Annotated in this window: 21 protein-coding genes and 1 tRNA gene; 6 read left to right on the forward strand and 16 right to left on the reverse strand. The window is 64.2% G+C overall.

Annotated features, from left to right (window positions below; all coding sequences use genetic code 11):
* Positions 1-28: 28 nt before the first annotated feature.
* Positions 29-919: a polyprenyl diphosphate synthase gene (gene uppS, locus ABEA23_RS03700; protein WP_345476726.1), complete on the forward strand. Its 891-nt coding sequence runs from the start codon at positions 29-31 to the stop codon at positions 917-919.
* Positions 920-940: 21 nt separating this feature from the next.
* Here uppS and ABEA23_RS03705 read toward each other — a convergent pair whose 3' ends face one another.
* Both ABEA23_RS03705 and mca read right to left on the reverse strand, forming a co-directional pair.
* Positions 941-1,288, reverse strand: coding sequence for a hypothetical protein (locus tag ABEA23_RS03705; RefSeq protein WP_345476796.1), 348 nt, complete (start codon positions 1,286-1,288; stop codon positions 941-943).
* Between the two features lie 64 nt (positions 1,289-1,352).
* On the reverse strand, positions 1,353-2,402 hold the full coding sequence (mca, locus tag ABEA23_RS03710; RefSeq protein ID WP_345476727.1) for a mycothiol conjugate amidase Mca: 1,050 nt from the start codon (positions 2,400-2,402) through the stop codon (positions 1,353-1,355).
* Positions 2,403-2,422: 20 nt separating this feature from the next.
* Between mca and ABEA23_RS03715 the strand changes: the two genes are divergently transcribed.
* Positions 2,423-2,842, forward strand: coding sequence for a DUF4307 domain-containing protein (locus tag ABEA23_RS03715; protein ID WP_345476728.1), 420 nt, complete (start codon positions 2,423-2,425; stop codon positions 2,840-2,842).
* A gap of 70 nt (positions 2,843-2,912) precedes the next feature.
* On the forward strand, positions 2,913-3,416 hold the full coding sequence (greA, locus tag ABEA23_RS03720; RefSeq protein ID WP_345476729.1) for a transcription elongation factor GreA: 504 nt from the start codon (positions 2,913-2,915) through the stop codon (positions 3,414-3,416).
* Between the two features lie 108 nt (positions 3,417-3,524).
* On the opposite strand, the gene ilvA is transcribed toward greA, so the two are convergent.
* The 3 genes from ilvA to ABEA23_RS03735 form a co-directional block, all read right to left on the reverse strand.
* Positions 3,525-4,799: a threonine ammonia-lyase gene (gene ilvA / locus ABEA23_RS03725; RefSeq protein ID WP_345476730.1), complete on the reverse strand. Its 1,275-nt coding sequence runs from the start codon at positions 4,797-4,799 to the stop codon at positions 3,525-3,527.
* Positions 4,796-6,307 carry an AI-2E family transporter gene (locus ABEA23_RS03730; RefSeq protein ID WP_345476731.1) on the reverse strand — a complete coding sequence of 504 codons (1,512 nt, stop codon included), beginning with the start codon at positions 6,305-6,307 and terminating at the stop codon, positions 4,796-4,798. Before ABEA23_RS03730 ends, ilvA begins: the two co-directional genes overlap by 4 nt.
* A 96-nt stretch (positions 6,308-6,403) precedes the next feature.
* Positions 6,404-7,297, reverse strand: a complete 894-nt coding sequence (locus ABEA23_RS03735; protein WP_345476732.1) for a Bax inhibitor-1/YccA family protein — start codon at positions 7,295-7,297, stop codon at positions 6,404-6,406.
* A 170-nt stretch (positions 7,298-7,467) separates the two neighbouring features.
* Here ABEA23_RS03735 and ABEA23_RS03740 point away from each other — a divergent pair, with 170 nt between their 5' ends.
* Positions 7,468-8,097, forward strand: coding sequence for a biotin transporter BioY (locus ABEA23_RS03740; RefSeq protein ID WP_345476733.1), 630 nt, complete (start codon positions 7,468-7,470; stop codon positions 8,095-8,097).
* Entirely contained in the window at positions 8,094-8,750 is a 657-nt protein-coding gene (locus ABEA23_RS03745; RefSeq protein WP_345476734.1) for a CbiQ family ECF transporter T component, read from the forward strand. Before ABEA23_RS03740 ends, ABEA23_RS03745 begins: the two co-directional genes overlap by 4 nt.
* Before the next feature lie 102 nt (positions 8,751-8,852).
* Here ABEA23_RS03745 and ABEA23_RS03750 read toward each other — a convergent pair.
* From ABEA23_RS03750 to ABEA23_RS03790, 9 genes are all read right to left on the reverse strand, one after another.
* Positions 8,853-8,926, reverse strand: a tRNA-Leu gene (locus tag ABEA23_RS03750).
* A 51-nt stretch (positions 8,927-8,977) separates the two neighbouring features.
* Complete coding sequence (locus tag ABEA23_RS03755; protein WP_345476735.1) at positions 8,978-10,357, reverse strand: NAD(P)/FAD-dependent oxidoreductase; 1,380 nt, start codon at positions 10,355-10,357, stop codon at positions 8,978-8,980.
* Positions 10,358-10,390: 33 nt separating this feature from the next.
* Positions 10,391-11,929 (reverse strand): S8 family serine peptidase, encoded by a 1,539-nt coding sequence (locus tag ABEA23_RS03760; protein ID WP_345476736.1) that lies wholly within the window; start codon positions 11,927-11,929, stop codon positions 10,391-10,393.
* A complete protein-coding gene (locus tag ABEA23_RS03765; protein WP_345476737.1) occupies positions 11,922-12,968 on the reverse strand; it encodes a Ppx/GppA phosphatase family protein in 1,047 nt (348 codons plus the stop codon). Before ABEA23_RS03765 ends, ABEA23_RS03760 begins: the two co-directional genes overlap by 8 nt.
* Positions 12,968-13,567 carry a DUF501 domain-containing protein gene (locus ABEA23_RS03770; protein WP_345476738.1) on the reverse strand — a complete coding sequence of 200 codons (600 nt, stop codon included), beginning with the start codon at positions 13,565-13,567 and terminating at the stop codon, positions 12,968-12,970. The genes ABEA23_RS03765 and ABEA23_RS03770 overlap by 1 nt, the downstream gene beginning before the upstream one ends.
* A gap of 11 nt (positions 13,568-13,578) precedes the next feature.
* On the reverse strand, positions 13,579-14,211 hold the full coding sequence (locus tag ABEA23_RS03775) for an FtsB family cell division protein (protein WP_345476739.1): 633 nt from the start codon (positions 14,209-14,211) through the stop codon (positions 13,579-13,581).
* Between the two features lie 388 nt (positions 14,212-14,599).
* Entirely contained in the window at positions 14,600-15,880 is a 1,281-nt protein-coding gene (eno, locus tag ABEA23_RS03780; RefSeq protein ID WP_345476740.1) for a phosphopyruvate hydratase, read from the reverse strand.
* A gap of 147 nt (positions 15,881-16,027) precedes the next feature.
* Entirely contained in the window at positions 16,028-17,299 is a 1,272-nt protein-coding gene (locus tag ABEA23_RS03785) for an ABC transporter substrate-binding protein (protein WP_345476741.1), read from the reverse strand.
* A 40-nt stretch (positions 17,300-17,339) separates the two neighbouring features.
* Entirely contained in the window at positions 17,340-19,271 is a 1,932-nt protein-coding gene (locus ABEA23_RS03790) for a DUF2264 domain-containing protein (RefSeq protein WP_345476742.1), read from the reverse strand.
* A 238-nt stretch (positions 19,272-19,509) separates the two neighbouring features.
* Between ABEA23_RS03790 and ABEA23_RS03795 the strand changes: the two genes are divergently transcribed.
* On the forward strand, positions 19,510-20,640 hold the full coding sequence (locus tag ABEA23_RS03795) for a substrate-binding domain-containing protein (RefSeq protein ID WP_345476743.1): 1,131 nt from the start codon (positions 19,510-19,512) through the stop codon (positions 20,638-20,640).
* Here the strand turns inward: ABEA23_RS03795 and ABEA23_RS03800 are convergent.
* A complete protein-coding gene (locus ABEA23_RS03800) occupies positions 20,637-21,101 on the reverse strand; it encodes a MazG nucleotide pyrophosphohydrolase domain-containing protein (protein ID WP_345476744.1) in 465 nt (154 codons plus the stop codon). The genes ABEA23_RS03795 and ABEA23_RS03800 overlap by 4 nt on opposite strands.
* A gap of 41 nt (positions 21,102-21,142) precedes the next feature.
* Positions 21,143-22,288, reverse strand: a complete 1,146-nt coding sequence (locus ABEA23_RS03805) for an adenosine deaminase (RefSeq protein WP_345476745.1) — start codon at positions 22,286-22,288, stop codon at positions 21,143-21,145.
* Between the last annotated feature and the right edge of the window lie 9 nt (positions 22,289-22,297).

The following is a 22,297-nucleotide window of genomic DNA, read 5'->3' on the forward strand; positions in this document are numbered from 1 at the left end:
GAGGCTGATCACTGGAGAGGAGCGCCTGATGAAACTGCCCAAGTTCGGTCTCTCAGACCTGGCCTACACCGTCTATGAACGACGGCTCTCTCGCGCCCTGCCCAAGGACCGAATCCCGCACCATATCGGCGTAGTGGTGGACGGCAACCGCCGCTGGGCCAAACTTGCCGGCACCCCCACTGCCGATGGGCATCTGGCCGGGGCCAATAAAATCGTGGAGTTCATTGAGTGGTGCGCCGAGTTGGGGATTCCTACGGTGACCCTCTACATGCTCTCCACCGACAATATGAACCGCTCGGCTGCTGAACTGGAGCAGCTGACCGAGATCATCGCTGACACGCTAGACCGACTGGCGGAATCCCGGCCGGGCGGACGACCGGTGCGAGTGCATCCGGTGGGCCAGCCCGAGCTGCTCCCGGAGTCTCTGGCGGCACGGCTGCGCAGCCTCAGCGGCAGCAGCGCCGCAACCACCCACGACGACGACGCCGGCGAGACCGTCAGCACCGCCACCGGCTCCATTCGCCGCATTGCCGCCAAGGCTGTGGGGCGCGGCAGCTCAGCTGAGGATCAGCCCTGTGTTCATGTCAATGTCGCCGTGGGCTACGGCGGGCGGCAGGAGATCGTGGATGCGGTGAAGGATCTGTTGCGGGATGCAGAATCCCAGGGGCGCACTCTGAGCGAAGTGGCCGATGAGCTCTCACCGGGCTCCATCTCACGCTGGCTCTATACCCGCGGACAGCCGGATCCGGATTTGATCATCCGTACCTCCGGGGAGCAGCGACTCTCCGGCTTCCTGATGTGGCAGTCGGCCTACTCAGAGTTCTATTTCTGTGAGGCGCTGTGGCCAGATTTCCGGCGGGTTGACTTTATCCGGGCACTGCGTGATTACGCCCAGCGTCAACGCCGCTTCGGAAGCTGAACCCGCCGGCGCTCGAGGCCCTCAGCTCTCTGGCTGGTCTTTTCGCGGCCCGAAGCGGGCTTCGGCGGCAGCGTCTCGGGCCCGCTGCTGAGCTTCAGAGATCCCGGCGGGAGCGATCTCCGCCTCCGCGACCTCATGCGGGAATTCAGTTTCCTCGCCTGCGTACTCGGCTTCAACCTGCGAACGGTACTTCATCCGGCGCATGCGCTTGGCCATATCGCGCACCACAATCACCAGCAGCACTACGATCAGGGCAGTGAAGAGGAAGCCCTCGATTCCGGGGCTGATGTCAGACTCTTCCAGACCGGGGCGCAGCTCCGGCGTCTCACCGCCGCCGCCTCCGGGCCACCAGTTCGTCAGTGCGGGCATGATTTCCACAGCACCAGTCTACGGCCCATCGGCCCCGGCAGAGAAACGCGCCGTCGGGACTAACTCACCGCAGCCCGGCGAAGAGATCGTATTCCGGAGTCTGCGTCTCCACTCGGCTGTGGGCCAGTACAAAGTCATCATAGGGCCACACCCGACGCAGGAAATCGTTGGGGGTGGCGAAGAAGAAACCCTCGGGCTCTACCTGTGTGCGGTGAGCGCGCAGGGCGGCGTCGCGCTTCTCTAAGTAGTCCCCCACCGGGATTTGGGTGGTGACTTCGTGATCCACCATCCACTCTGGGCGCTCGTCCCCGTCCAGCCAGGCGAGTCGTTCCGTGTAGGGAGACTCGAAGCCGGCCTCCAGCAGGGCCTCATGCACAGCGCGGAAGCGCGCAGGGTTGAAGGCGCGGTCATAGTAGAGCTTCTGTGGCTGCCACGGCTCCCCGGTGCCGGGGTAACGCTGAGGGTCTCCCGCGGCGTGATAAGCCTCCATGGTGATGCGGTGGCTCATGATGTGATCCGGATGCGGGTAGCCGCCGGATTCGTCGTAGCAGGTGATCACCTGGGGACGGAAGTGCCGGATCAGTCGTACCAGTGGGGCTGCGGCCTGCTCCAGGTCCAAGGTGGCGAAGCTGCCTGCGGGCAGTGGCGGCAGCGGATCACCCTCAGGCAGACCGGAGTCCATGAAGCCCAGCCAGACATGTTCAATGCCCAGCGCTTCAGCCGCAGTCTGCATCTCAAGACGGCGCACACCGGGGAGATCCCGGTGGCACTGCTGGATTTCTCCGGCCGCCGGGTTGAGCAGATCACCGCGTTCGCCGCCGGTCGCAGTGGCCACCATCACCCGGGCACCGGCCTGGACATAGGCAGCCATCATGGCCGCGCCCTTGGAGGATTCATCATCGGGATGAGCATGAACCGCCAGCAGCCGCAGACCAGCCGAGGGCGGAACCTGGTCGGGCCCCTGCGGTGTGCGTTGCCGAAGCTCATGCTCTACGGTTCTCCCCCGGGCAGTGTCTGCCACTGCTGGTTCATCCAGAACTGATTCACCCGGGGCTGCTTCGCCCGAGGCGTTGTCTTTCAGAGCGGTACCCTCGGTGCCGGTGTTCTCTCGCATGGGCAGTAGAATACTTCCTGATGACGGTCACCGACTCCCCCACCATGTCACAGCGTTATGGCGCACCGCAGCAGCGCATGTCCCCTGCGGCAAAAAAATGGTCGGTGATCAGTGCTCTGGCGCTGGCATTGGCGGCCGCCGTGTGGTTCACCCTCGGCAATTCCTTCGGAGAGCTGACCTTCAAAGATGTCGGCTACAACATCGAGTCTGACACCCGTGCAAGCGTTGACTATCAGGTCACCAAGGACTTCGACGCCACTGCTCAGTGCATGCTGCATGTCATGGATTCCTCCTACGCCATTGTCGGTGCCCGCATTGTGACAATCGGCCCGCATGAGGGTGCCAGCAACGCTGACCGCAGTCAGCATTTCCGCTCGGAAGTGCGCACCGAGCACCGCGGTGTCACCGGAGTGGTAGACGACTGCTGGCTGCTGGACTAGCATGTTTTCAGTGCATCACCACCCCGCCGGGGATTTCCCGGTGGGGTCTTTGCTATGAAGGAGAGAAAACGTGTCAACGCACACCCCCGAGATCGATGAGAATGCCCAGTGGCTGAGCCAGGAGGCTTTCGACCGCCTCACGGCAGAGCTCGAGCATCTCAAGGGCCCTGGCCGCCAGGAGATCGTTGACCGCATCGCGTCCGCTCGCGAAGAAGGCGATCTGAAGGAGAACGGCGGCTACCACGCGGCCAAGGAGGAGCAGGGCAAGGCTGAGGCCCGTATCCGCTACCTGGAGCAGCTGCTGGAGAACTCCTATGTCGGTGACGCCCCCAAGGGTGACGGCTCCGTTGCCCCCGGTCAGCTGGTCAAGGCCAAGATCGGCGACCGCGAAATGGAGTTCCTCTTCGGCAACCGTGAGATCGCCGGTAGCTCAGACCTTTCTGTCTACTCCGAGAAGTCCCCGCTGGGCGAGGCCATCAATGGCGCAAAGCCCGGAGACAAGGTCAGCTACAAGGCTCCCAACGGCACCGAGATTCAGGTCGAGGTCATTTCCGCTGAGCCCTACACGGGCTGATCAGCAGAGTTTTACGACGACGGCGGCCCTCCCCTTATGGGAGGAGCCGCCGTTCGCGTCTGGTGCAGTGGCCAGGAGGCGCGTCAGCGTCGCCCGGCCAGTAGCCGCTCAGTGCACGATGACAGGCTCGTAGCCGACGGAGCGCAGGGAGTTCAGCACGAGCGCGGAATGCTCCTTGCCCTTGGTCTCCATATTGATCTCGATAGAGACGTCCCCCATGGACAGCTGCCCGCCAATACGCGAGTGGTCCACGCCGATCACATTGGCGTCGGTATCGGCGATGATCTTGGAGATGATCGCCAGCTCACCCGGGCGGTCCTTGAGCATCATGCGCACAGTGAGAAACCGGTCGGCGGCTGAGAGGCCGTGCTGGATGACCCGCAGCATGAGCATCGGGTCGATATTGCCGCCGGAGAGCACCGCCACCACACTCTTGGGGTCCACCCCGAGGTCGTGAAGCTTGCCCTCCATCAGGGCGGCGACGCTCACAGCTCCGGCTGGCTCCACCACGAGCTTTGAACGCTCCAGCAGAAAGATGATGGCCCTGGCGATGGCGTCCTCACTGACAGTGACGACGTCGTCGACGAGCTCTTTGATGATCTCAAACGGGATCTCACCGGGACGGCCCACCGCGATACCGTCTGCGATAGTCCGTACCGCATCCAGGGGCACCACAGCGTCAGCCGCCAGCGAGGGCGGGTAGGCCGCGGCGTTCTCGGCCTGTACTCCGATAATGCGGATCTGTCGGCCCAGCCGGGCAGCTTCCTGCTTCAGCGCCACCGCGCAGCCTGCCAGCAGGCCGCCTCCACCGATGCCCATGATGACGGTGTCCACATCAGGCTGCTGCTGCAGGATCTCCAGCCCGATGGTGCCTTGTCCGGCCACCACATCGGTGTTGTTGAACGGGTGGATGAACACCGCCCCAGTTTCGGTGGCGCTGCGTTGGGCTTCAGCCAGCGCCTCGTCCACATTGGAGCCGTGCAGCACCACCTCAGCGCCGTGGTCCCGGGTGGCCGCCAGCTTGGGCAGTGCGACCCCTCGCGGCATGTAGATCGTGGCTTTGATACCCAGCTTCTTGGCCGCCAACGCGACGCCCTGGGCGTGATTACCGGCAGAGGCGGCCACCACGCCGCGGGTCTTCTCCTCCTCGGAGAGCCGGCTCATCCGGACATAGGCGCCTCGGACCTTAAACGAGCCGGCGCGCTGGAGATTCTCTGCCTTTAAGTGGACCGTGGCGCCAACCTGTCGGCCCAGGGCGCGGGAATGCTCCATGGGTGTGTCGACGATGACTCCGCGCAACAGCTCCTGGGCTTCTGCGATGTCTTCCAGTTGCACGCTGAGGTGAGTGCCGGGCAGCTGCCCGGCGGTGGGTGCCTGTGTCATTCTTTGCGTTCTCCGCTGTGCGATCCGGATGCACCGGCTTCGTCGTCGTCGCCTGCTGCCTCTGCGGCTGGTTTGGGAGCCGGAACCTTCACGGTGGCGGCTTCCGCGCGGCGACCAAAGGGACGGTCCGGGTGCAACCCAGGGAAGGTCTCCTTGATGCGGCGCTTCAGGGTCTCCAGGCTGGCGCGCTCTTCAGCTTCGATCTGTTCCTTCTGGGCGGCACGTTTAAGCGCTTCCTCGGTCTCCTGGCGTTCCATGTCCTGGGCCTCCGGGTCGCCGCGCCATTCCTCCTTCACCAGGTAGTGGGTGGCGCGTTTGACGAAGGCCAGCACCGGCACCGCGAAGAGCGCACCGACGATGCCCACCAGCGTGGTGCCCGCGGTCACGGCCAACACCACGGCCAGCGGGTGCAGCTGCACGGCTTTGCCCATGATGATCGGCTGCAGGACATTGGACTCGATCTGCTGGACCAAGACGACGACGCCGAGCATCAGCAGCGCCGTGATGAAGCCTTCTGCCACCAGGGCCAGCAGCACCGCGACGGCGCCGGTCAGCACTGCACCAACCACCGGAACGAAGGAGCCGATGAAGACCAGAACGGTAATCGGCAGCGCCAGCGGCACTCCCAGGATCGCCGCACCGACACCGATGCCGATGGCGTCGACGGCGGCCACCAGCACCTGCACGCGCATATAGGTGCCCAGCGCACCCCAGCCGCGACGCCCGGCGCCGTGGATGGCCGGGCGGTGCTTGCGGGGAGCGAACGTGACCATGAAGTCCCAGATCTTGCGACCGTCGGCCAGGAAGAAGATCAGGGTAAACAGGGCAAGTACCAGGCCAACAGTGATGTTGGTGGCGGTGGAGCCCACAGCGGCGGCACCGCCCATAATGGCGCCGGAGTTATCCTGGACCCAGTGCTGAGCTTCCTCCATCCAGGCGTTGAACTCATCTGCTGAGATCTCCAAACCGAACTGCTGGGCGGTCTCATCAGCCCATTCGACCACCTGGATGATGCCGGCCTGGACTTGCTCGGCCATTTCGGCGAAGCCGGTGACGATCTGCTGACCCACCTGGTACAGCAGCGCGGAGACTCCACCCACCAGCACCAGGATGGACAACATTGCCGAGAGCACGCGGGGAATCTTGATCTTGACGAAGAGATCGTGCAGCGGGCGCAGCAATGTGGCCAGCAGGGCTGCGATCATCAGCGGGATGATCAGCAACGTGACGTGGGAGAGCAGCCAGATAAGCGTTCCCAGGCCGATGAGGATGATCAGCACCCGCCAGGACCACGCCGCGGCGATGCGTACGCCCCAGGGGATGTCGTCCTGAATCCGCTGCTCTTCCTTGATCCGCGGGGACTCTAGGCCAGCGCCTGGAGGCAGCGTGCCCACAGCTGCGGCATCAGGGTGGTCAGCGGTGTAGGTGGTCTGGTGAGCCTGCGAAGCACCCGCGGCGGCCGGAGCTTTGCCTGCGGGGTCGCTGTGCGGAGTCTGGCCGGTACTCATGGGCTCTATCCTGCCATGAGAGACCAGAGCATGGCACCGCGAAAGACAGAAATGGCCCGCCGGAACTCCGGCGGGCCATTTCTTTGATCTGAGTGGTTACTCCGCCATAGAGCGGAGGATGGCGATCACACGCAGGATCTCAATGTAGAGCCAGACCAGCGAGACGGTCAGGCCGAAGGCAGCGGACCAGCCGTACTTCTGCGCCACACCGGCCTCCACCCCTTCCTGAACATTGGTGAAGTCAATGACCAGGGAGTAGGTGGCCAACAGGATGGCGAAGGCGCCGATAGCCACACCGAGCCAGCCCGAACGCAGTCCGAACATGGCGATATCGGTGAACAGCATCAGGCCGAAGTTGACCAGGCTGAACACCAGGTAGGCAATCAGCGCGGTGAAGAACATCTTGTTCAGTTTCGGCGTGGCACGTACCCGGCCGGACTTGAACAGTGCCAGTACGGTGCCGAAGACCACCAGTGTGGCCAGCACAGCCTGCACCGCGATGCCGGGGTACATGGTTTCCAGCATCATCGTGAAGGCGCCGAGGAAGAAGCCCTGGGCCGCAGAGTAGGCCAGGATGAGCCCCGGGTTGGGCTCCTTCTTGAAAGCGTTGACCAAGCCGAGCACAAAACCAGCCAGCACTGCCGGGAGCATCAGGGCCATGACCAGGCTGGGGAACATGAAACCAAGGGTCACCGCCGCACCTGCGCCGATAAGCACCAGGGCGAAGGAGGTCACGGTCTTGCGGATGACATCGTCATATGTCATCGGAGCGCCCTGGGAGCCTGCGGCATCGGGCATGCCGTAAGCCTGCTCCAGCGGGTCTGCCTGGCCGCGGCCGGGCATGCCGTACTGCTGGGCGTAGGTCTGCTGCTGGCGGGGCTGCTCGGTGACGGTGCCCTGGTCAGAGTTCATGTGAAAGCGGCGGCGTTCGCGCTTCTGCTCGCTGAACTGATCCGGGAAAGCACCGGTGTTGAAGATCGGGTTGGCCATGGTGGTACCGCACTCCTTGGTCGGGGATCGTCATGAAGGCGACTCTCCGTAGGGTTCGTATACCAATACTAACGGTTGCCGGACCCCTTCTATGCCGGATGACAAGGATCGCGCCCATTGTGGACTTCCTCCAACGGCACTGGGCATTTCTTCGCTCTAAGCTGTGCCTCATGGTAGGCACCACACAAACGACGGCGCGTCCGGGCCAGTCCACTCAGCACCGGGGTGTGACGCCGGCGGTCACGGCGATCTCGCAGATGGCAGTCTTCGCGGCTCTGGTAGCAGTTCTGGGCCAGGTCGCGGCCCTTCCGATAGGCCCGGTGCCGATTACGCTGCAGACTCTGGGGGTCATGCTCGCCGGTGCGGTGCTGGGCCCGTGGCGCGGGGCTGGTTCCATGCTGCTGCTGAATCTGCTGACTGCTGCTGGATTGCCGCTGATGTCTCAGGGAGCCGGCGGGCTGGGAGTCTATGCAGGTCCCACCGCCGGATTTGTGCTGGGTTTTGTGCCAGCCGCCTTCGTCATCGGGCTGGTGGTCCAGGCGAGCTGGCCGATGCGCTGGTGGCGGACGGTGCTGGGCGTCGTCGTCGGCGGTGTGGGCGTGATGTACGCCTGCGGCCTTCCGGTGATGATGTACCAGCTGGGGCTCGCGCTGCCGGAGGCACTGGCGATGAACGCGGTCTTCCTACCCGGTGACGCCGCCAAGGCGGTCTTTACGATCCTGGTGACGCATTCCCTGGCGCGTGCCTATCCGGCACCGTTTACCTATGCACGACGCCGTCGGCGGATTCCCGCGGCATGATTCCGCTCTACCGCCCGGGGGCATCGCTGTTGCACAGGATGCCTGCTGGTGCGAAGCTTCTGCTGCTGCTTGCGGTGGGCATCGTTGTCTCGCTCTGGCGTGAGAGCCTCTGGGCGCCGGCTCTAGCGTTGGGGCTGGTGCTGCTGGGGTATCTCCTGGTCCGCCAGCGCGCTGCCGCAGGCGTTCTCGAGGCGGCGGGGAACGGACTCTGGGTGCTGCTGCGTCAGCCGTGGCGGCTGAAGTGGCTGGTTGTCCTAGTGGCCGTGCCGCAGCTGATCTTCCTGGAACCGTCGACGGCGGCGCTGAACACCGCGCGAATCCTGGCGGTGATCCTTCTGGCGGGTCTCTTCACCCTGACCACCCGGGTCTCTGATGTCCTGGAACTGCTGACTCGGGGGTTGCTGCCGCTGGAGAGAGCTGGGCTGGGCAGGTTAGGGCTGACCGCTGAGCGACTTTCTCTGGCGATGGCGCTGACCATGCGATCTGTTCCGGTGGTTTTCGGCTTCTACCGCGAAATTGTGGAGGCTCGCAGGGCTCGCGGGGCCTCGACCTCACCTGCGGCAGCGGTATCGATGACCACTCCCCTGCTGGTCATGAGCCTGCGCCACGCAGAGGAGACCGCTGAGGCCCTTGCCGCACGCGGCGTGCGCTGACGTGAGCGGCGGGTGCTTAGCGGGTTCGGCGCCGACTTTCGGCGTATCGATTTCTTCTCTATGACCTGCAGACGTCTCACGGCACTAGCGCCGGAGAATCGGTGCCCCCAGTGGGACTCGAACCCACAACACGCAGATTTTAAGTCTGCTGCCTCTACCGATTGGGCTATGGGGGCGCAAAAGGGACCGCCGTCGCTGGCGGCCCCTTTCAACGCTGCACGCCAGTCTTACTTAGCAGCTTCCTTCTTCTTGCCGCCTCCGGCAGCCTCGATAAAGGCCTTGCGCGGGGTGTCCAGGTTGCGCACCTCGGCAATGTCGCGGCCAAAGACGAACTCGTTGGCCCAACCGCCGACCACGCGCAGCTTACGCTCCAGGGTGGGCATTGCATAGCCGTGGTACCCGCGGTGCGCAGCCCAAGCGAACACGCCCTTGAGCTTGATGCCCATCGGGTTGCCGACACCCTTATAGGTTCCCAGACCAGCGACTGCACCCAGCGAGTCGTGTTTGTATTCCTTGATCTCGCCGTTGCCGTAGCGCGCTGAGAAGAGGTTCTTCGCCAGCAGCTTGGCCTGGCGCAGAGCGTGCTGTGCATTAGGCACGCAGAAACCGCCCGGACCAGCTCCGGTGAGATCCGGAACAGCAGCGATGTCACCGGCAGTCCAAGCACCGGGAATGACGTCACCTTCTTCGGAGATGATCTGCAGGGTGGCGGAGGCGGTGATGCGGCCGCGCTCGTCCACCGGGAAGCTGGAGGAACGCGCCACGGCGTTGGCTGCCACGCCGGCTGTCCAGACCAGGGTGTCGGCTTCAAAGCGGTCAACCTCGGACTTGTCCTTCATGGAGATCAGCACCAGCTCACCGTCTACAGCGGAGCTCAGGGAGGTGTTCAGCAGCACCTCGACGCCGCGCCCACGCAGGTGCTCCACCACGCCGACGGCTTGGTCTTCGCCAACCTCCGGCATGATGCGGCCCATGGCTTCCACCAACACCAGGCGAACATCGGACTGGCTCAGCCGTGGGTTGTGCTTGACGACATCGCGGATGATGTCTTCCATCTCCGCGATCGTCTCGATTCCGGCGAAGCCGCCGCCTACCACCACAAAGCTCAGGGCACGGCGCTTGGCTGCCTCATCAGTCATGGTGGAGGCGCTCTCGAGGCGTTCCAAGATCTTATTGCGTAGGCTCACAGCCTCTTCAACGGTCTTCAGACCGATGCCGTGCTCTGCTAGGCCCTCAATGGGGAAAGTACGGGTATTGGCGCCTGCACCCATCACGATGTCCTGGTAGGGCACCTCAACGCTGGTGCCACCGTCTAGGGCGACCATGGCGATCTTTGCCTCGTGATCGACGGAGGTGACCTTGCCGGTGATCACCTCGGTGTCCTTCAGGTGACGACGGTGGGAGACTAATGCGTGGCGCGCTTCGATGTGGCCGCCCACGATTTCCGGCAGGAAGGGCTGGTAGGTCATGTAGGGAAGCGGGTCCACCAGGGTGACGATGCCGCCGGCTGCTTTGACCTTCTTCTGCAGCTGCTGTGCAACGATCAGGCCGACATAGCCGCCGCCTACAAGCAGGATTCGGGGTTTCTCTGAGAGCTTGAGTGCCATAGGAGCCATCCTAGTCGCTATTGGGTGTGGGTTTCAGTCGTGCTGGCCGCTGCCATCCCGGCGGGAGAGCAGGTGCACTACAGCCACCGTCATCAGCACGACGACGGCCAGGGCTGCAGCCCCGAGGGTGAGTGGTCCTGCCCAGTCCTGGGCGGTGCGGGTATCTGCGGCGCGCGGAAGATCGCGCGGCTCACCTTCGGGCCCGGCCACAACGCCGGAGTCCTCAGGGATGTCCTCATGGGAGTCGGTGTCCACCTCGGCGCGGCGGTGAATACGGATCCATTCCTGCAGGGTCTCGTAATCCGCGGCGTTGAACGCCGGCACCTCACCGGAGACTGCCTCGGCCACATTGAGCACGCCATGGCCGTATTCAGGATCGATGCCGTCGGATCCGGCAGAATCGGCAGTGCTCAGCAGACGGTGCTTGACCTCCTGCGCGGAGAGCTCCGGGTGTGCTGACATCACCAGGGCTGCGGCACCAGCGACGATGGGGGCCGCCCCGGAGGTACCGGTCCACATCGCGTAGCCTCCTCCTGGCAGTGCACCCACCAACGGCTCGGAGACTGCGGCAATATCAATGGCGATGCCCTGTGATGAGGACTCTGCGCTGATATTGCGAGCCTCATCCACACCCGCCACGGTCAGCACACCGGGGATAGTCGCCGGTGCACCTACTGAATAGTGTCCCGAAGCCCTGTTGCCGGAGGCTGCCACCACCAGTACGTCATTTTCTTCGGCGTAGAGGAAGGCTTCATCCCAAGTCTCCGGCCAGTCCTGCATGCCGGAGCCGATGGACATGTTGATGATGTCGGCGCCGTTGTCCACCGCCCAGGTCACCGCCTGCGCAATTTGATCCTCAGTGCTGGGACCGTGCGGGTTGGGGTCCTCCAGCACCAGTGAGATGGAGAGCAGATCAGCCTCGGGGGCAACACCGACGACGCCGGCGGGTCGGTCCTCGTCCACTCCGGGAAGGTCCTGTTCGGGCTGATCCTCATCCAGCTCGTCCATACCGGGGAACTGGCGGGTCTCATAGAACTCATCGAGCAGTTCCTGGTCGACCTCTTCCTCCCAGTCCTCGCCATAGGTGTCTTCCAGGTCGGCGAGGAAGTCATCGAACCATTCGTCCCATTCTTCCTCCGACATCTCCTGCAGGGTCTCCTGCTCCGTGCCGGAGTCTTCCGAGGGCTGGCCGCGGCCGGCCAACAATGAGGCCACCAGGGTGCCGTGTTCAGTGGCGGTCTGCTGCACCGGTCCCCCGGCGGAGGTTCCGCCGCCGGAGACATCGGTACCGCCCACCACTGCGCCTTCGAGAGCGGGGTGGGAGGCGTCGATTCCGGTATCGATCACCGCAACGGTCACACCTTCACCACGGCTGGTCTCCCAAGCCTCGGTGACCCCATAATCCTCGAGCCAGAATTGTGAACTGCGCCACATCTCGGCCTGTGCTGCCGGGGCAGACACCAGTGCTGGCACGCTTGCCACAGGGGCTACCAACAGGCCTGCGGTCACAAGGGCTGCGCCGCGGCGCAGGGTGGACAGAAACCGCCAGCCGCGGGGGTGCTGCTCACTCACCGGCGCCGCCTTCGGTGGTCTCAGCCGCTGCGGAGGGTTCGGCCTGCCCCAGCTGGGCCTTCCCCGAGTGAGTACGGTCTGCGGCGATGCGCATAGCAATGCCGTCGAGGATGTCATTCTCGCTGGTGATGGCGGTACTGACTCGACCTTCGGTGATCTTGTTCAGGTACTCCAGGATGGTCCCCCAGATCAGGGCACCGGCACCGATGACGTCTACCCGGCCCGGGTGCATGAACGGCATGGCCGAACGCTGGTCCCGGGTGGAGTGGACTAGCTGGTCCACGGACTGCTGGATGGTATCGAGGGAGAGTTCTGCGCCGTGGATGGCCTCAGAATCGTAGTCCTCAAGCTTCAGGGCGTGGGCGGTCACCGTGGTGATAGTTCCTGCGACGCCGATGACGGTCTGGGTTTCGTGCAGCGGGATCACTTGGGCGACGTCTTCGAGGAAGGAGAGGGTCTCGAAGGTTGCCATGGAGCATTCGGTCTCCTGGGGCGGATCGCTGCGCATGTGCCGTTCGGTGAATCGCACCGAGCCCATGTCGGTGGAGATGGCGTGCTCCACGCCTTCGCAGGTGCCCAGCACGAACTCGGTGGACCCACCGCCGAGGTCCACCACCAGCACTTTGCGTTCGGGGTCCCAGTCCAGCAGCGAGGAAGCTCCGGCAAAGGACAGTCCGGCTTCTTCGGATCCGCGGATTACCTCGGGCCCGCTGAAGTCCGGAAACACCGTGCGCAGGCGCTGCCGGACACCGTCGACGAAGGCCTCGCGGTTGCTGACATCACGAGAGGCGGAGGTGGCTACAAAACGCACAGCTTCCACCTGGTGGCGGCGGATCAGTGCAGCGTAGTCGTCCACTGCGGCAAAGGTCCGCTCCAATGCGGCTTCGGAGAACTCGCCGGTCTTATCCACGCCTTCGCCCAGGCGGACTACGGTCATCCGCCGCACCACGTCGGTGAGGCTGATCTCGCCCTCGATGGTGACATCAGCAATGAGCAGGCGGATCGAGTTGGTTCCGCAGTCGATGGCTGCCACGCGCACTAGGCGTCCTCTTTCTGTTGGTTGAGCCGGCGCACATGGCGGCTCAAGTCTTTGGTGGGCACCTCAGCTTCGTGGTCCCAGGCAGTTGCGCAGGTGCACATCTGCTGGTTCCAGTCTTCACTGATCAGCTCCAGAGCCTCATCGCCCAGCGGATTGATGCCCGGACCTACTGCCAGGGAGTGTCCCACCAGTACGTGCAGGCATTTCACACGTTCGGGCATTCCTCCGGCGCTGATGCCTTCAATCTCCCAAACTGGTTCCAGGCCGGCAACCTCACGGATGCGTTCGCGTTCGGTGAGGTAGTTCTGGTGGGCGTTGCGGTAGGAGTTGGCCAGGGCGTCGTCGTCCTGGAGCCGCTGGCTCATCTGCGCCATCACCCCTGCAGCCTCAAGCCTTGAGACGGCGGCGGTGAGGGTGGGGTGAGTCAGGTAGAACGTGGTGGGAAAGGGGATGCCGTTGCTCAGGCGCGGAGCGGTTGCGGCCACCAGCGGGTTCCCGCAGCGGCAGCGGGCAGGGATTTCGACGACGTCGCGGACGGGTCGTCCCAGCTGCAGGCTGAGGGTGTCTAGATCGGCATCTGTAGGTGTCGCTGAGCTCACGGCACACCAGCCTACTCTTCCGCGGACTCGACTACCGATTCCCAGAGCTCGCCGGTCCAGTCTTCGCCCTCGCCCGGGGCCTGCTCCTGGGCCTGCTCGGAGGAGGGAAGATCGGCGGGGTCACCGATGACGTGGTATCGCCGCTCCCCCGGCATGACCAGGTTGATGCGCTCGCGAGCCTGCTGCCGGACGAACTCAGGATCGTCCCAGCGAGCAAGCTCGGAGTAGAGCTGGGCCTGCTGCTGTTCCTCCTCGGCGATCTGCTCGGCGAGTTCGTTGATCTCGGCGCGCTGCTGCAGGTAGGTGCGCAGGGTGGGCACCAGGAAGGAGATGATCACCAGGGTCACGATGGTCAGCACGATCATCCGTCCGGAGAACTTGCGTTCGGGCACCAGAGTGCGCGCGCTGACTGGCGTGCGGTGTGGTGTGGCTGTTTGCCGCTGCGGTTTATCGGTCCGGCGGGCGCGGCGGGCGGTGACCCCGGCGGGGGTGCGGATCTCCCCGGAAACTTGTTCGCGTTCGGCCAGTCGGCGCTGTCTAGCCTGCTCTTCTGCCCGGCGTGCGCGCGCCTGTGCCCGCTGGGAGCGTGCGGGCTTATGCGACTGCGACCCGGCGTTCTCGGCTGGGGCTGCGTGTCGGGCCATGGTCTCACCGCCTTGGGGGAAGTCGCGGATGGGAAGAATGAGGCAAGACTCAGATTAGTGGGGCGGGAGTATAGGTAGGGGGTCTGACACGCGCAGACGGCGGGGATCAGTTTTACGCCGAGCCTTGTCGTTCGGTCACGCACTATTACCGTAGTTGGGACTCATTTGGCGCGAATTCCTCCGAAACTGCCGTCATTTTGCGTGACCGAATGGGAAGGGGCCCGACGACGGGGCACCCCACGCTGCTGCCGGAACCAGGACCTGGCAGCACGACGACGCCCGCCCGGTGTGTCGCGGATATGCGACCTGCCCGGACGGGCGTCATCAGCGCTGCGTAAACGGCGTCACGGCCGGGGCGGGGTTTCCCCGCCCGCGGGACCAGCTCAGCTCAGGCGCTGTAGCGCGGGAACGCGGCAGCCCCGGCGTAGCGCGCGGCGTCGCCGAGCTCCTCTTCGATGCGCAGCAGCTGGTTGTACTTGGCCACGCGCTCGGAACGAGCCGGTGCACCGGTCTTGATCTGTCCGGCGTTGACGGCCACGGAGATATCCGCGATGGTGACGTCCTCGGTCTCGCCGGAGCGGTGGCTGATCATGGTGGTGTACTGGCTGCGCTGGGCCAGGGAGATGGCGTCCAGGGTCTCGGTCAGGGAGCCGATCTGGTTGACCTTCACCAGCAGCGAGTTGGCGGTGCCGGACTCGATGCCCTTGGCAAGACGCTCGGGGTTGGTGACGAACAGGTCATCGCCCACCAGCTGCACCTTGGCACCGATCTGCTCGGTCAGGGTCTTCCAACCGGCCCAGTCGTCTTCGTGCAGCGGGTCCTCGATGGAGACCAGCGGGTAGGCATCCACCAGCTCGGAGTAGTAGGCGCTCATCTGCTCGGCGGTGCGTGCCTGGCCCTCGAAGGTGTAGGTGCCATTGTCGAAGAACTCGGATGCTGCCACGTCCAGAGCCAGCGCCACATCCTTGCCGGGGGTGTAGCCGGCACGAGTGATGGCCTCAGTGATCAGGTCCAGTGCGTCGCGGTTGGAGGGCAGGTCGGGGGCGAAGCCGCCCTCGTCGCCCAGGCCGGTGTTCAGGCCCTTCTCCTTCAGCAGGGACTTCAGTGCGTGGTAGACCTCGACGCCGGAGCGAAGGGCCTCGGAGAAGGTGGCCGCGCCGATGGGGGCGATCATGAACTCCTGGATGTCCACATTGGAGTCTGCGTGGGAGCCGCCGTTGAGGATGTTCATCATCGGCACTGGCAGCAGGTGTGCGTTGGGTCCGCCGAGGTATTTGTACAGCGGCAGGTCGGAGGCATCGGCTGCAGCCTTGGCCACGGCCAGGGAGACACCCAGGATGGCGTTGGCACCGATGCTGCCCTTGTTCTCGGTGCCGTCGAGGTCCAGCAGCACCTGGTCGATGACGCGCTGCTCGGTGGCGTCGAGGCCTTCCAGAGCTGGGGCGATGATCTCGTTGACGGCCTTGACCGCCTCGGTGACGCCCTTGCCCAGGTAGCGGGACTTATCGCCGTCGCGGCGCTCTACAGCTTCGAAGGCGCCGGTGGAGGCACCGGAGGGAACGCCGGCCTGCCCGAAGCTGCCGTCGTCGAGCAGAACATCCACCTCAACGGTGGGGTTTCCGCGGGAGTCCAGGATTTCGCGGCCGTAGACGCTTGCGACCAGAGACATATGTGCTCCTTTAAATTCTTCTGAATGGGAAATCCAAGCGCTCCGTTGCGCCAGCGTGATTCACTCATACCCTAATCGACCGATGCACGACGCGTCACCCGCGCCGCGCATCGGTCGATCCGCTCTGGACTTCTCCTGCCCGCTGGGTCAGCCGAGGGCGGCTTCTATCTCGTTAACCATGGTCTGGGCTGCGTTCTCAATCGTGCTGTTTCCGAAGCGCACCTCGGAGAGGTAGCGGGTGACGATCTCAGCCACCTGGTTGCCCCCTGGGGGCGGCAGGGGGATAGTGTCCTTTCCTGCCTTCTCAACAGATTGCACGTACTCGAAAGCTTCAGTCTCGGCTGCGGTTGCATCGACCAGGGCAATCTCCCTGGCATTGGTATTGGCGGGAATTCCGCGGTCCATGCGGCTGATCTCCGCGGCTTCCTCCGAATTGATGAAGAAGTTGATGAACTGCTGAGCCTCTTCGGGATGTTCCGTGCCGGAGCTGACGGCGAAGAACATTCCGGCCTTGATCCATTCGCCGTTGTCGTCGACATGTCCGGTGTCGCTGGGAAACCTCAGAAGCTGCAGCTCATCGCCGGTGGCTTCAGTCAAAGGGAGCATCAGAGTGGCCCATTCGCCGACCATGGCAGCTTCTCGGCTGCCCATTGGACCATCTGCCAGACCACGAGAGCTGAGCTCATCGATGTAGCTCGCGGACGGAAACTCGGCCTTCTCCTCCATATCCATCACAAATTGCAGGAACTCTTCGGCATCTTCGACGGTCATGAGCAGCTCACCGTCGTCCCCGAAGAGGTCTTTTCCACGCTGACGCAACCAGAGACGCACCGTGGCCTCGTTAGCTCCCATCGTGGCCGCTCCGTACTGGCCGTCGCCAAGATTGGCGCGCAGCTCCGCAGAGATTTCTGCGAAGTCATCCCACGTCCACGTGGTGTCATCAGGCAGATCGACGCCAGCTTCTTCGAAGAGCGCGGGGTTGGCAACGAGGGCGTTGCTGACGATGCTGACGGTGGCGCCAAAGCGCCCCTCCTCTGTGAGGCCGAGGTCCGCGGTGGCTTCCTCCATGCCCGAAGTGTCGAACTCCGTCAGCTCAAGCAGAGCACCCCTGTCCGCGTAATCACGCAGATACGGGTCTTCGACCTGGAAGATATCCGGTGCGTCGCCACCGGCCATCTGCACATTGAGCTGATCATGGTAGCCGCCGCCGTCACGGTACTCGCCCTCCACAGTGATACCGGGATTCTGGGCTTCGAACTCGTCAATGATCTCCTGGGTGATCTGCTGCCGCTGGTCCGACCCCCACCAGGTGAAGCGCAGAACGACGTCGCCATCGTCGGCAGATGCACCTCCGCACGAGGACAATGTCAGGGCCGAAACCAATCCCGCTGTGATGACTGTGAGTGACTTCCCTCGCATGATGGTCTTCTCCTAGGGGTAGTTGACAGAGAACAGAGCTTCAGATGATGACTTCGGGAGGATGTGGGGCTTCCTGCAGGTCGACACTGAACGGGCGGAATCGTACGGTCGAATCCGCCGTGTCACCGCGCCAGCGAAAGGTCACTGCGTCTTCGCTGACCCGCAGATCCTCTATGGCCTGCGAAACATCCGCTTCATGGTCACCGCCGGTCAGTGCGGCGATGGACACATACAGACCATCGGCTCCGCTGAGCCGCCTCAGGCGGGTGACTGTGGCAGATGACGCATAGGCTGTCCCTGCTGGGGCCACGACCTCGTCGGTGTGTTCCCAGCCTGCGAGCGCCACGAGCAGACCAGTCACCGGATCCTTTGAGCGGCCCCGCGGCACGGCCCAACCGGTGGACTCTGCAGCACTCTCCGCCGGAGCTCCCTCAACGCGGTGAATTCGCAGCTCGTATATGCCGCTGACAAGGCAGACACTGGTGACGCGCAGACCGGGGAACACTCTGAGACCAGTCTCGAAAACCGGAGTGTGCCACGAGGCCGCCCAACCGCGACCACCTGATGCCCACGCTCCTAGCCGGTGAGGGCGGACCCTGCTGCCGGCGCGGCCCCGCCAGCGCAGCGTGAACTCGTTGTCGGCGATGTTGCGCTCAGCGGTGGGCCCGGTGTGGGTGGAGTAGGACCAGCGGTTGTAGAGGGCGTTTCTGGCGATGTCGGCCTCCGCCCGCTCGGCATGGAACCCGTCCGTGCCGTGGTTGTGCAGACGAACGATGCCGTCCTCCTGTGTGGACTGCACCAACAGTCCGACATCGGGCAGCGCCTGGACGTGGTCGCTCTGCTCTGCAGGTGCCGGATCCTCTTGGTCGGTCCAGAGCGGGTCATCCGCTGGCGCCAGCAGGCAGACGAAGGCTTTCGAAGCCCAGTACGGTGAGCCGGGCCCTGAATACGGCTGACAGGAGGCCGCATGCTCGCCATGCCACCCCAAGCTGAGCAGGCCGTTCTCGTCGAGTGAGCCGCGATCAAGGAAGTACTTCAGGTTTCCGCTGAGGATGCGCCTTGACGCCCCCGGACTCAGCGGCGTCGCACCGGTAACTCCGCCGAGACCTATGGCTGCGCCCGCGGCGAACCGATACGTCATGGAGCGGCCAAAGTGAACTGAAGCGCCGTTCGCGGCGAAGAACCGCCCGTAGCTGTCCAGGTGGGCGCTCAGCCGCTGCGGGTACGTGCCGGTGCGGTTCAGCGGCACCCCCTGCTCGCGGGACGCGAGGAGCTCATCAAGTACTGGGTAGAGGTGAAGAGCCCATCCGTTGTAGTAGTCGATGCCGCCGCCGTTGCCGTCGGTGTACCAGCCTTCACCGGCGTACCAGCTGTCCAGTAGCGTAAGAGCGTGCTCCCTGACCCGGGCGGTGAGCGAATCGCCGCGGCCTACTGACTCCAGGAACCCGGCGACCGTGTAGGGAAAGAGGTACCAGTTGCTTGGGGCCGGCACTGACGTAAGGGACCCGCGCAGCCAGGCTTCAGCTTGGTCCTGCACCTGTGGGCTCAGCTGGTCCCACAGCCACGGCCGGGTCAGTCGAAGCGACAGCGCAATACACGCCGATTCGACCATCGGCTGGCCGAACACGTCGACGTCCTGGATCACCGGCCAGGACTCTGCGTCGTCAGCCCCAGGGCTCTTGGTACCGGCTGCCAAGCCCTCCGCATACCGCGGGAGCCACTGATGAGGGTCATCGCCGTTGGCCCCGGCTACCCGGCAGGCCGCGGCCAGGAAGGTGCGAGCGTAACCCTCAAGGCCATCAGACCGGACACCGCTGACCGAGCTGCGTCCGGGGAGATCCAGGCGACCGCCCTGAGGAGAGGCCCACTTCCATGCATGGGCCAGCAGTCCGTCAGCCGCTGCCTCCCAGTGTTCGCGGCTGAAACCGGTGTAGGGGCTCAGTGAGTAATTGGCAGCTGGGAGATCGAGCATCACCGGCAAAAGGCTCCAACACAGTGTGACGTAGGTTACATTTACATCTATAGACTCCCGAATCGAACATGACCCGTCAATAGCAAATCCACACATATATCGCTCATTCGCACATCCCGAGGCTCCGACTGCACACTTAGGCGTAGAGCAGCCTCTGAACCGACACCGTCCACCAAAGCGCCGAGTGTGCACGTGCTCGTCAGCCACGCAGCACAGAACCAACTGAAGGAGCGCCGCCATGCGGGAATCAGCTGAGTCACGACGACGGAGGATCACCACGCTTATCCAGCAGCATGGTGACATCAGGATCAGCGATCTGGCCGGCCTCTTCCACGTCTCGGCCATGACGATCCGTCGCGACGTCGAGATGCTTGTGGAGGAGGGCGCCGTACAGCGCCGGCACGGCAGAGTTCAGTCGCCCCAGTCAACGGCCACCTCCTGGACCGACCGGCTCCAGTGCGTCCCTATCCTCGTTCCGGCGCACCATCCGTACCTGCAGACAGTCGCCGAGGGCGCACGCGACCGACTGGAGAGTCAGGGGTACCGCGCTCCTATCCGCATTGCCCCGGATACTCCGCAGGGCTTGCGCAACATGGTGGAGAAGCTACAGCAGGATCTGCGGATGGACGGACTCATCGTCGCTCCGCGGTGGAACACAGAGGCGCAGGAGGCCGAAGATCGGGAGCAGCTGGCGCGTCTGCCCTGTCCAGCGGTCCTGCTCGAGCGGCCACCCGGAGACAGTCCCGAACTCGCCGCGATCGACTCTGCTGCCACAGATCATCGCTTCGGAGTCCGGCTGGCAGTAGAGGACTTGGTGCGGCACGGGCATCGACGCATTCTCCTCGCCACCCGCCTGGACAGTCCTACGGCACGTTCGATCAGCACTGCCTTCGCCGCCATCGCTCAGGAGCATCCGCTGGTCGAACATTGGGACCGCGTCCTCAGCGCTCCAGAGGCGCTCCCCCGCGAGCTGAGAACCACGGATGTCGGCGAATCAACCACCGGGGAAGCAGCGCACCCGGTGCGCTATCCGGACTTCGGCGATGCCCATTGGCTTGTCACCATTCTGCGCCGCGAAGAATTCAGCGCCGTCCTGATCCACAGCGACGTCAACGCTCTTGTCCTGGTGCAGCAGCTGGTCACTTACGGGGTCGATATTCCCGGCGACTGCGCCGTGATCGCCTACGACGATGTAGTGGCCAGTCATGGACTGGTGCCTCTCACGGCGGTCGCCCCGCCGAAGATCGAAGTCGGCCAGGCCGCTGCGGGACTCATGAGCAGCAGGCTCCAGGCAACCTCAGCGGGGCAGTCCTGGACGCCCCAGCGGATACAGCTGCTTCCGAGCCTGCGGGTGCGCTCCTCGAGCTAAGCGTCCCGTTGCTGAGAAGCCGCCTCAGCTTCCGCCTTCTCTTCGGCCTTGATGCGGTCCCAGGCGGCGTCGATCTCCTCCACTGTGGCATCTGTGGGATTCAGCGATCCCTCGGGTGTGAAGACATGAGGGCTTCGCCGGATGAGTTTTGAGCCGATGGCTTCGGCGACGTCGTCGAGATCAAAATCCCCGCGCTCCGAAGCGATGGCGGCGTGCAGTGCCACCTGCATCAGGACGTCGCCGAGCTCTTTGCGCAGTGAGTCGCCGGTGTTGCCCGCGGCGATCTCCTCCAGCACCTCCTGAGACTCTTCCACCAGGTATTCAGTCAGCGATTCGTGGGTCAGCTGCTGGGTCCAGGGGCAGTGCTCCCGGAGAGCGGCGATCACCCACTTCAGCCGTTGAAACTGATCCTGCGGCGCCTGCTGATCCTGGCTGGAGGGTTCGGAGGGTTGTGCGCTCATATGCTCGACGACGTCCTTCCGGTCGGCTGTGGAGGCTCTGCTCAGGCGTTCCAGGCTTCGAGGATGATGCCGGAGAGTGCCTCGCGCTCCTCGTAGCCCAGGAAGGATGCTTCCAGTGCGTTGATCTGGAAGTCGGCCAGCTCAGCCAGTCCGTAGCCGAAGGTCTCGGCAAGAGCCACCAGTTCCCCGGTGAGGGTGACGCCAGAAACCAAGCGGTTGTCAGTGTTCACGCCAACGTTGAAGCCCAGCTGGTAGAGCATGTCGAAGGGGTGATCAGCCAGTGTGGCTTCTTCGCCTTCGGGAACGAACGCGGCGATGGTGCCGGTCTGCACATTGGAGGTCGGGGACACTTCCAGGTGTACCTGACGGTCGCGGACCCAGCGGGCCACCTCGCCGAGCTCCACCTGGAAGACCTCTTCATCATCTTCGGAGGTTTCATCTGCGGACTCCACCACCGTGATGTCCTCGGCGACGCGGGTGCCGTGGCCCAGTCGCTGGGCGCGTCCGGAGACCAGGGCGTCACGCACCGACTCCACACCGTCGCCTTCGCCGGCGTGCACGGTGGCGGGCAGCATGCGGGTGGCCAGGGTGGTGAAGGCGGCTGCGAACTTCGACGGCGGGAAGCCGGCCTCGGGTCCGGCGATGTCAAAGCCGACTACGCCCTTGTCCCGGTGTCGCAGGGCCAGCTCCACGAGCTCCTCGGAGTGGTCAGACTGGCGCATGGCCGAGAGCAGCTGGCCCACCACGATGATGCCGTCCTTCTGCGCCACGGATTCTGCGCCTTCGTTCAGCCCTGCCTGCACGGCTTCTACGACCTCATCCAGGGTCAGCCCCTGCTGCAAGTGCTGCTCCGGAGCCCAGCGCACCTCGGCATAGATGACACCGTCAGCGGCCAGATCCTCCACGAACTCCCGCGCCACACGACGCAGGTTCGCGGCGGTCTGCATCACCGCAGTGGTGTGCGCAAACGCTTCAAGGTACTTCTCCAGGGACCCGGAGTTGGCGTTCTCACGGAAACGTACGGCCAGCGCATCAGGGTCGGTTTCTGGGAGCTCGTGGCCGATCTCAGCGGCCAGCTCCACCAGGGTGGAGGGGCGCAGTCCGCCGTCGAGGTGATCGTGGAGGGACACTTTGGGAAGCTGTCGCAGCTGCTCGTGAAGATCGGCGGAGCCGGTCGAAGTAGTCATGGCTCAAGC

The organism is Nesterenkonia rhizosphaerae (assembly GCF_039544555.1).
Classification (GTDB): Bacteria; Actinomycetota; Actinomycetes; order Actinomycetales; family Micrococcaceae; genus Nesterenkonia; species Nesterenkonia rhizosphaerae.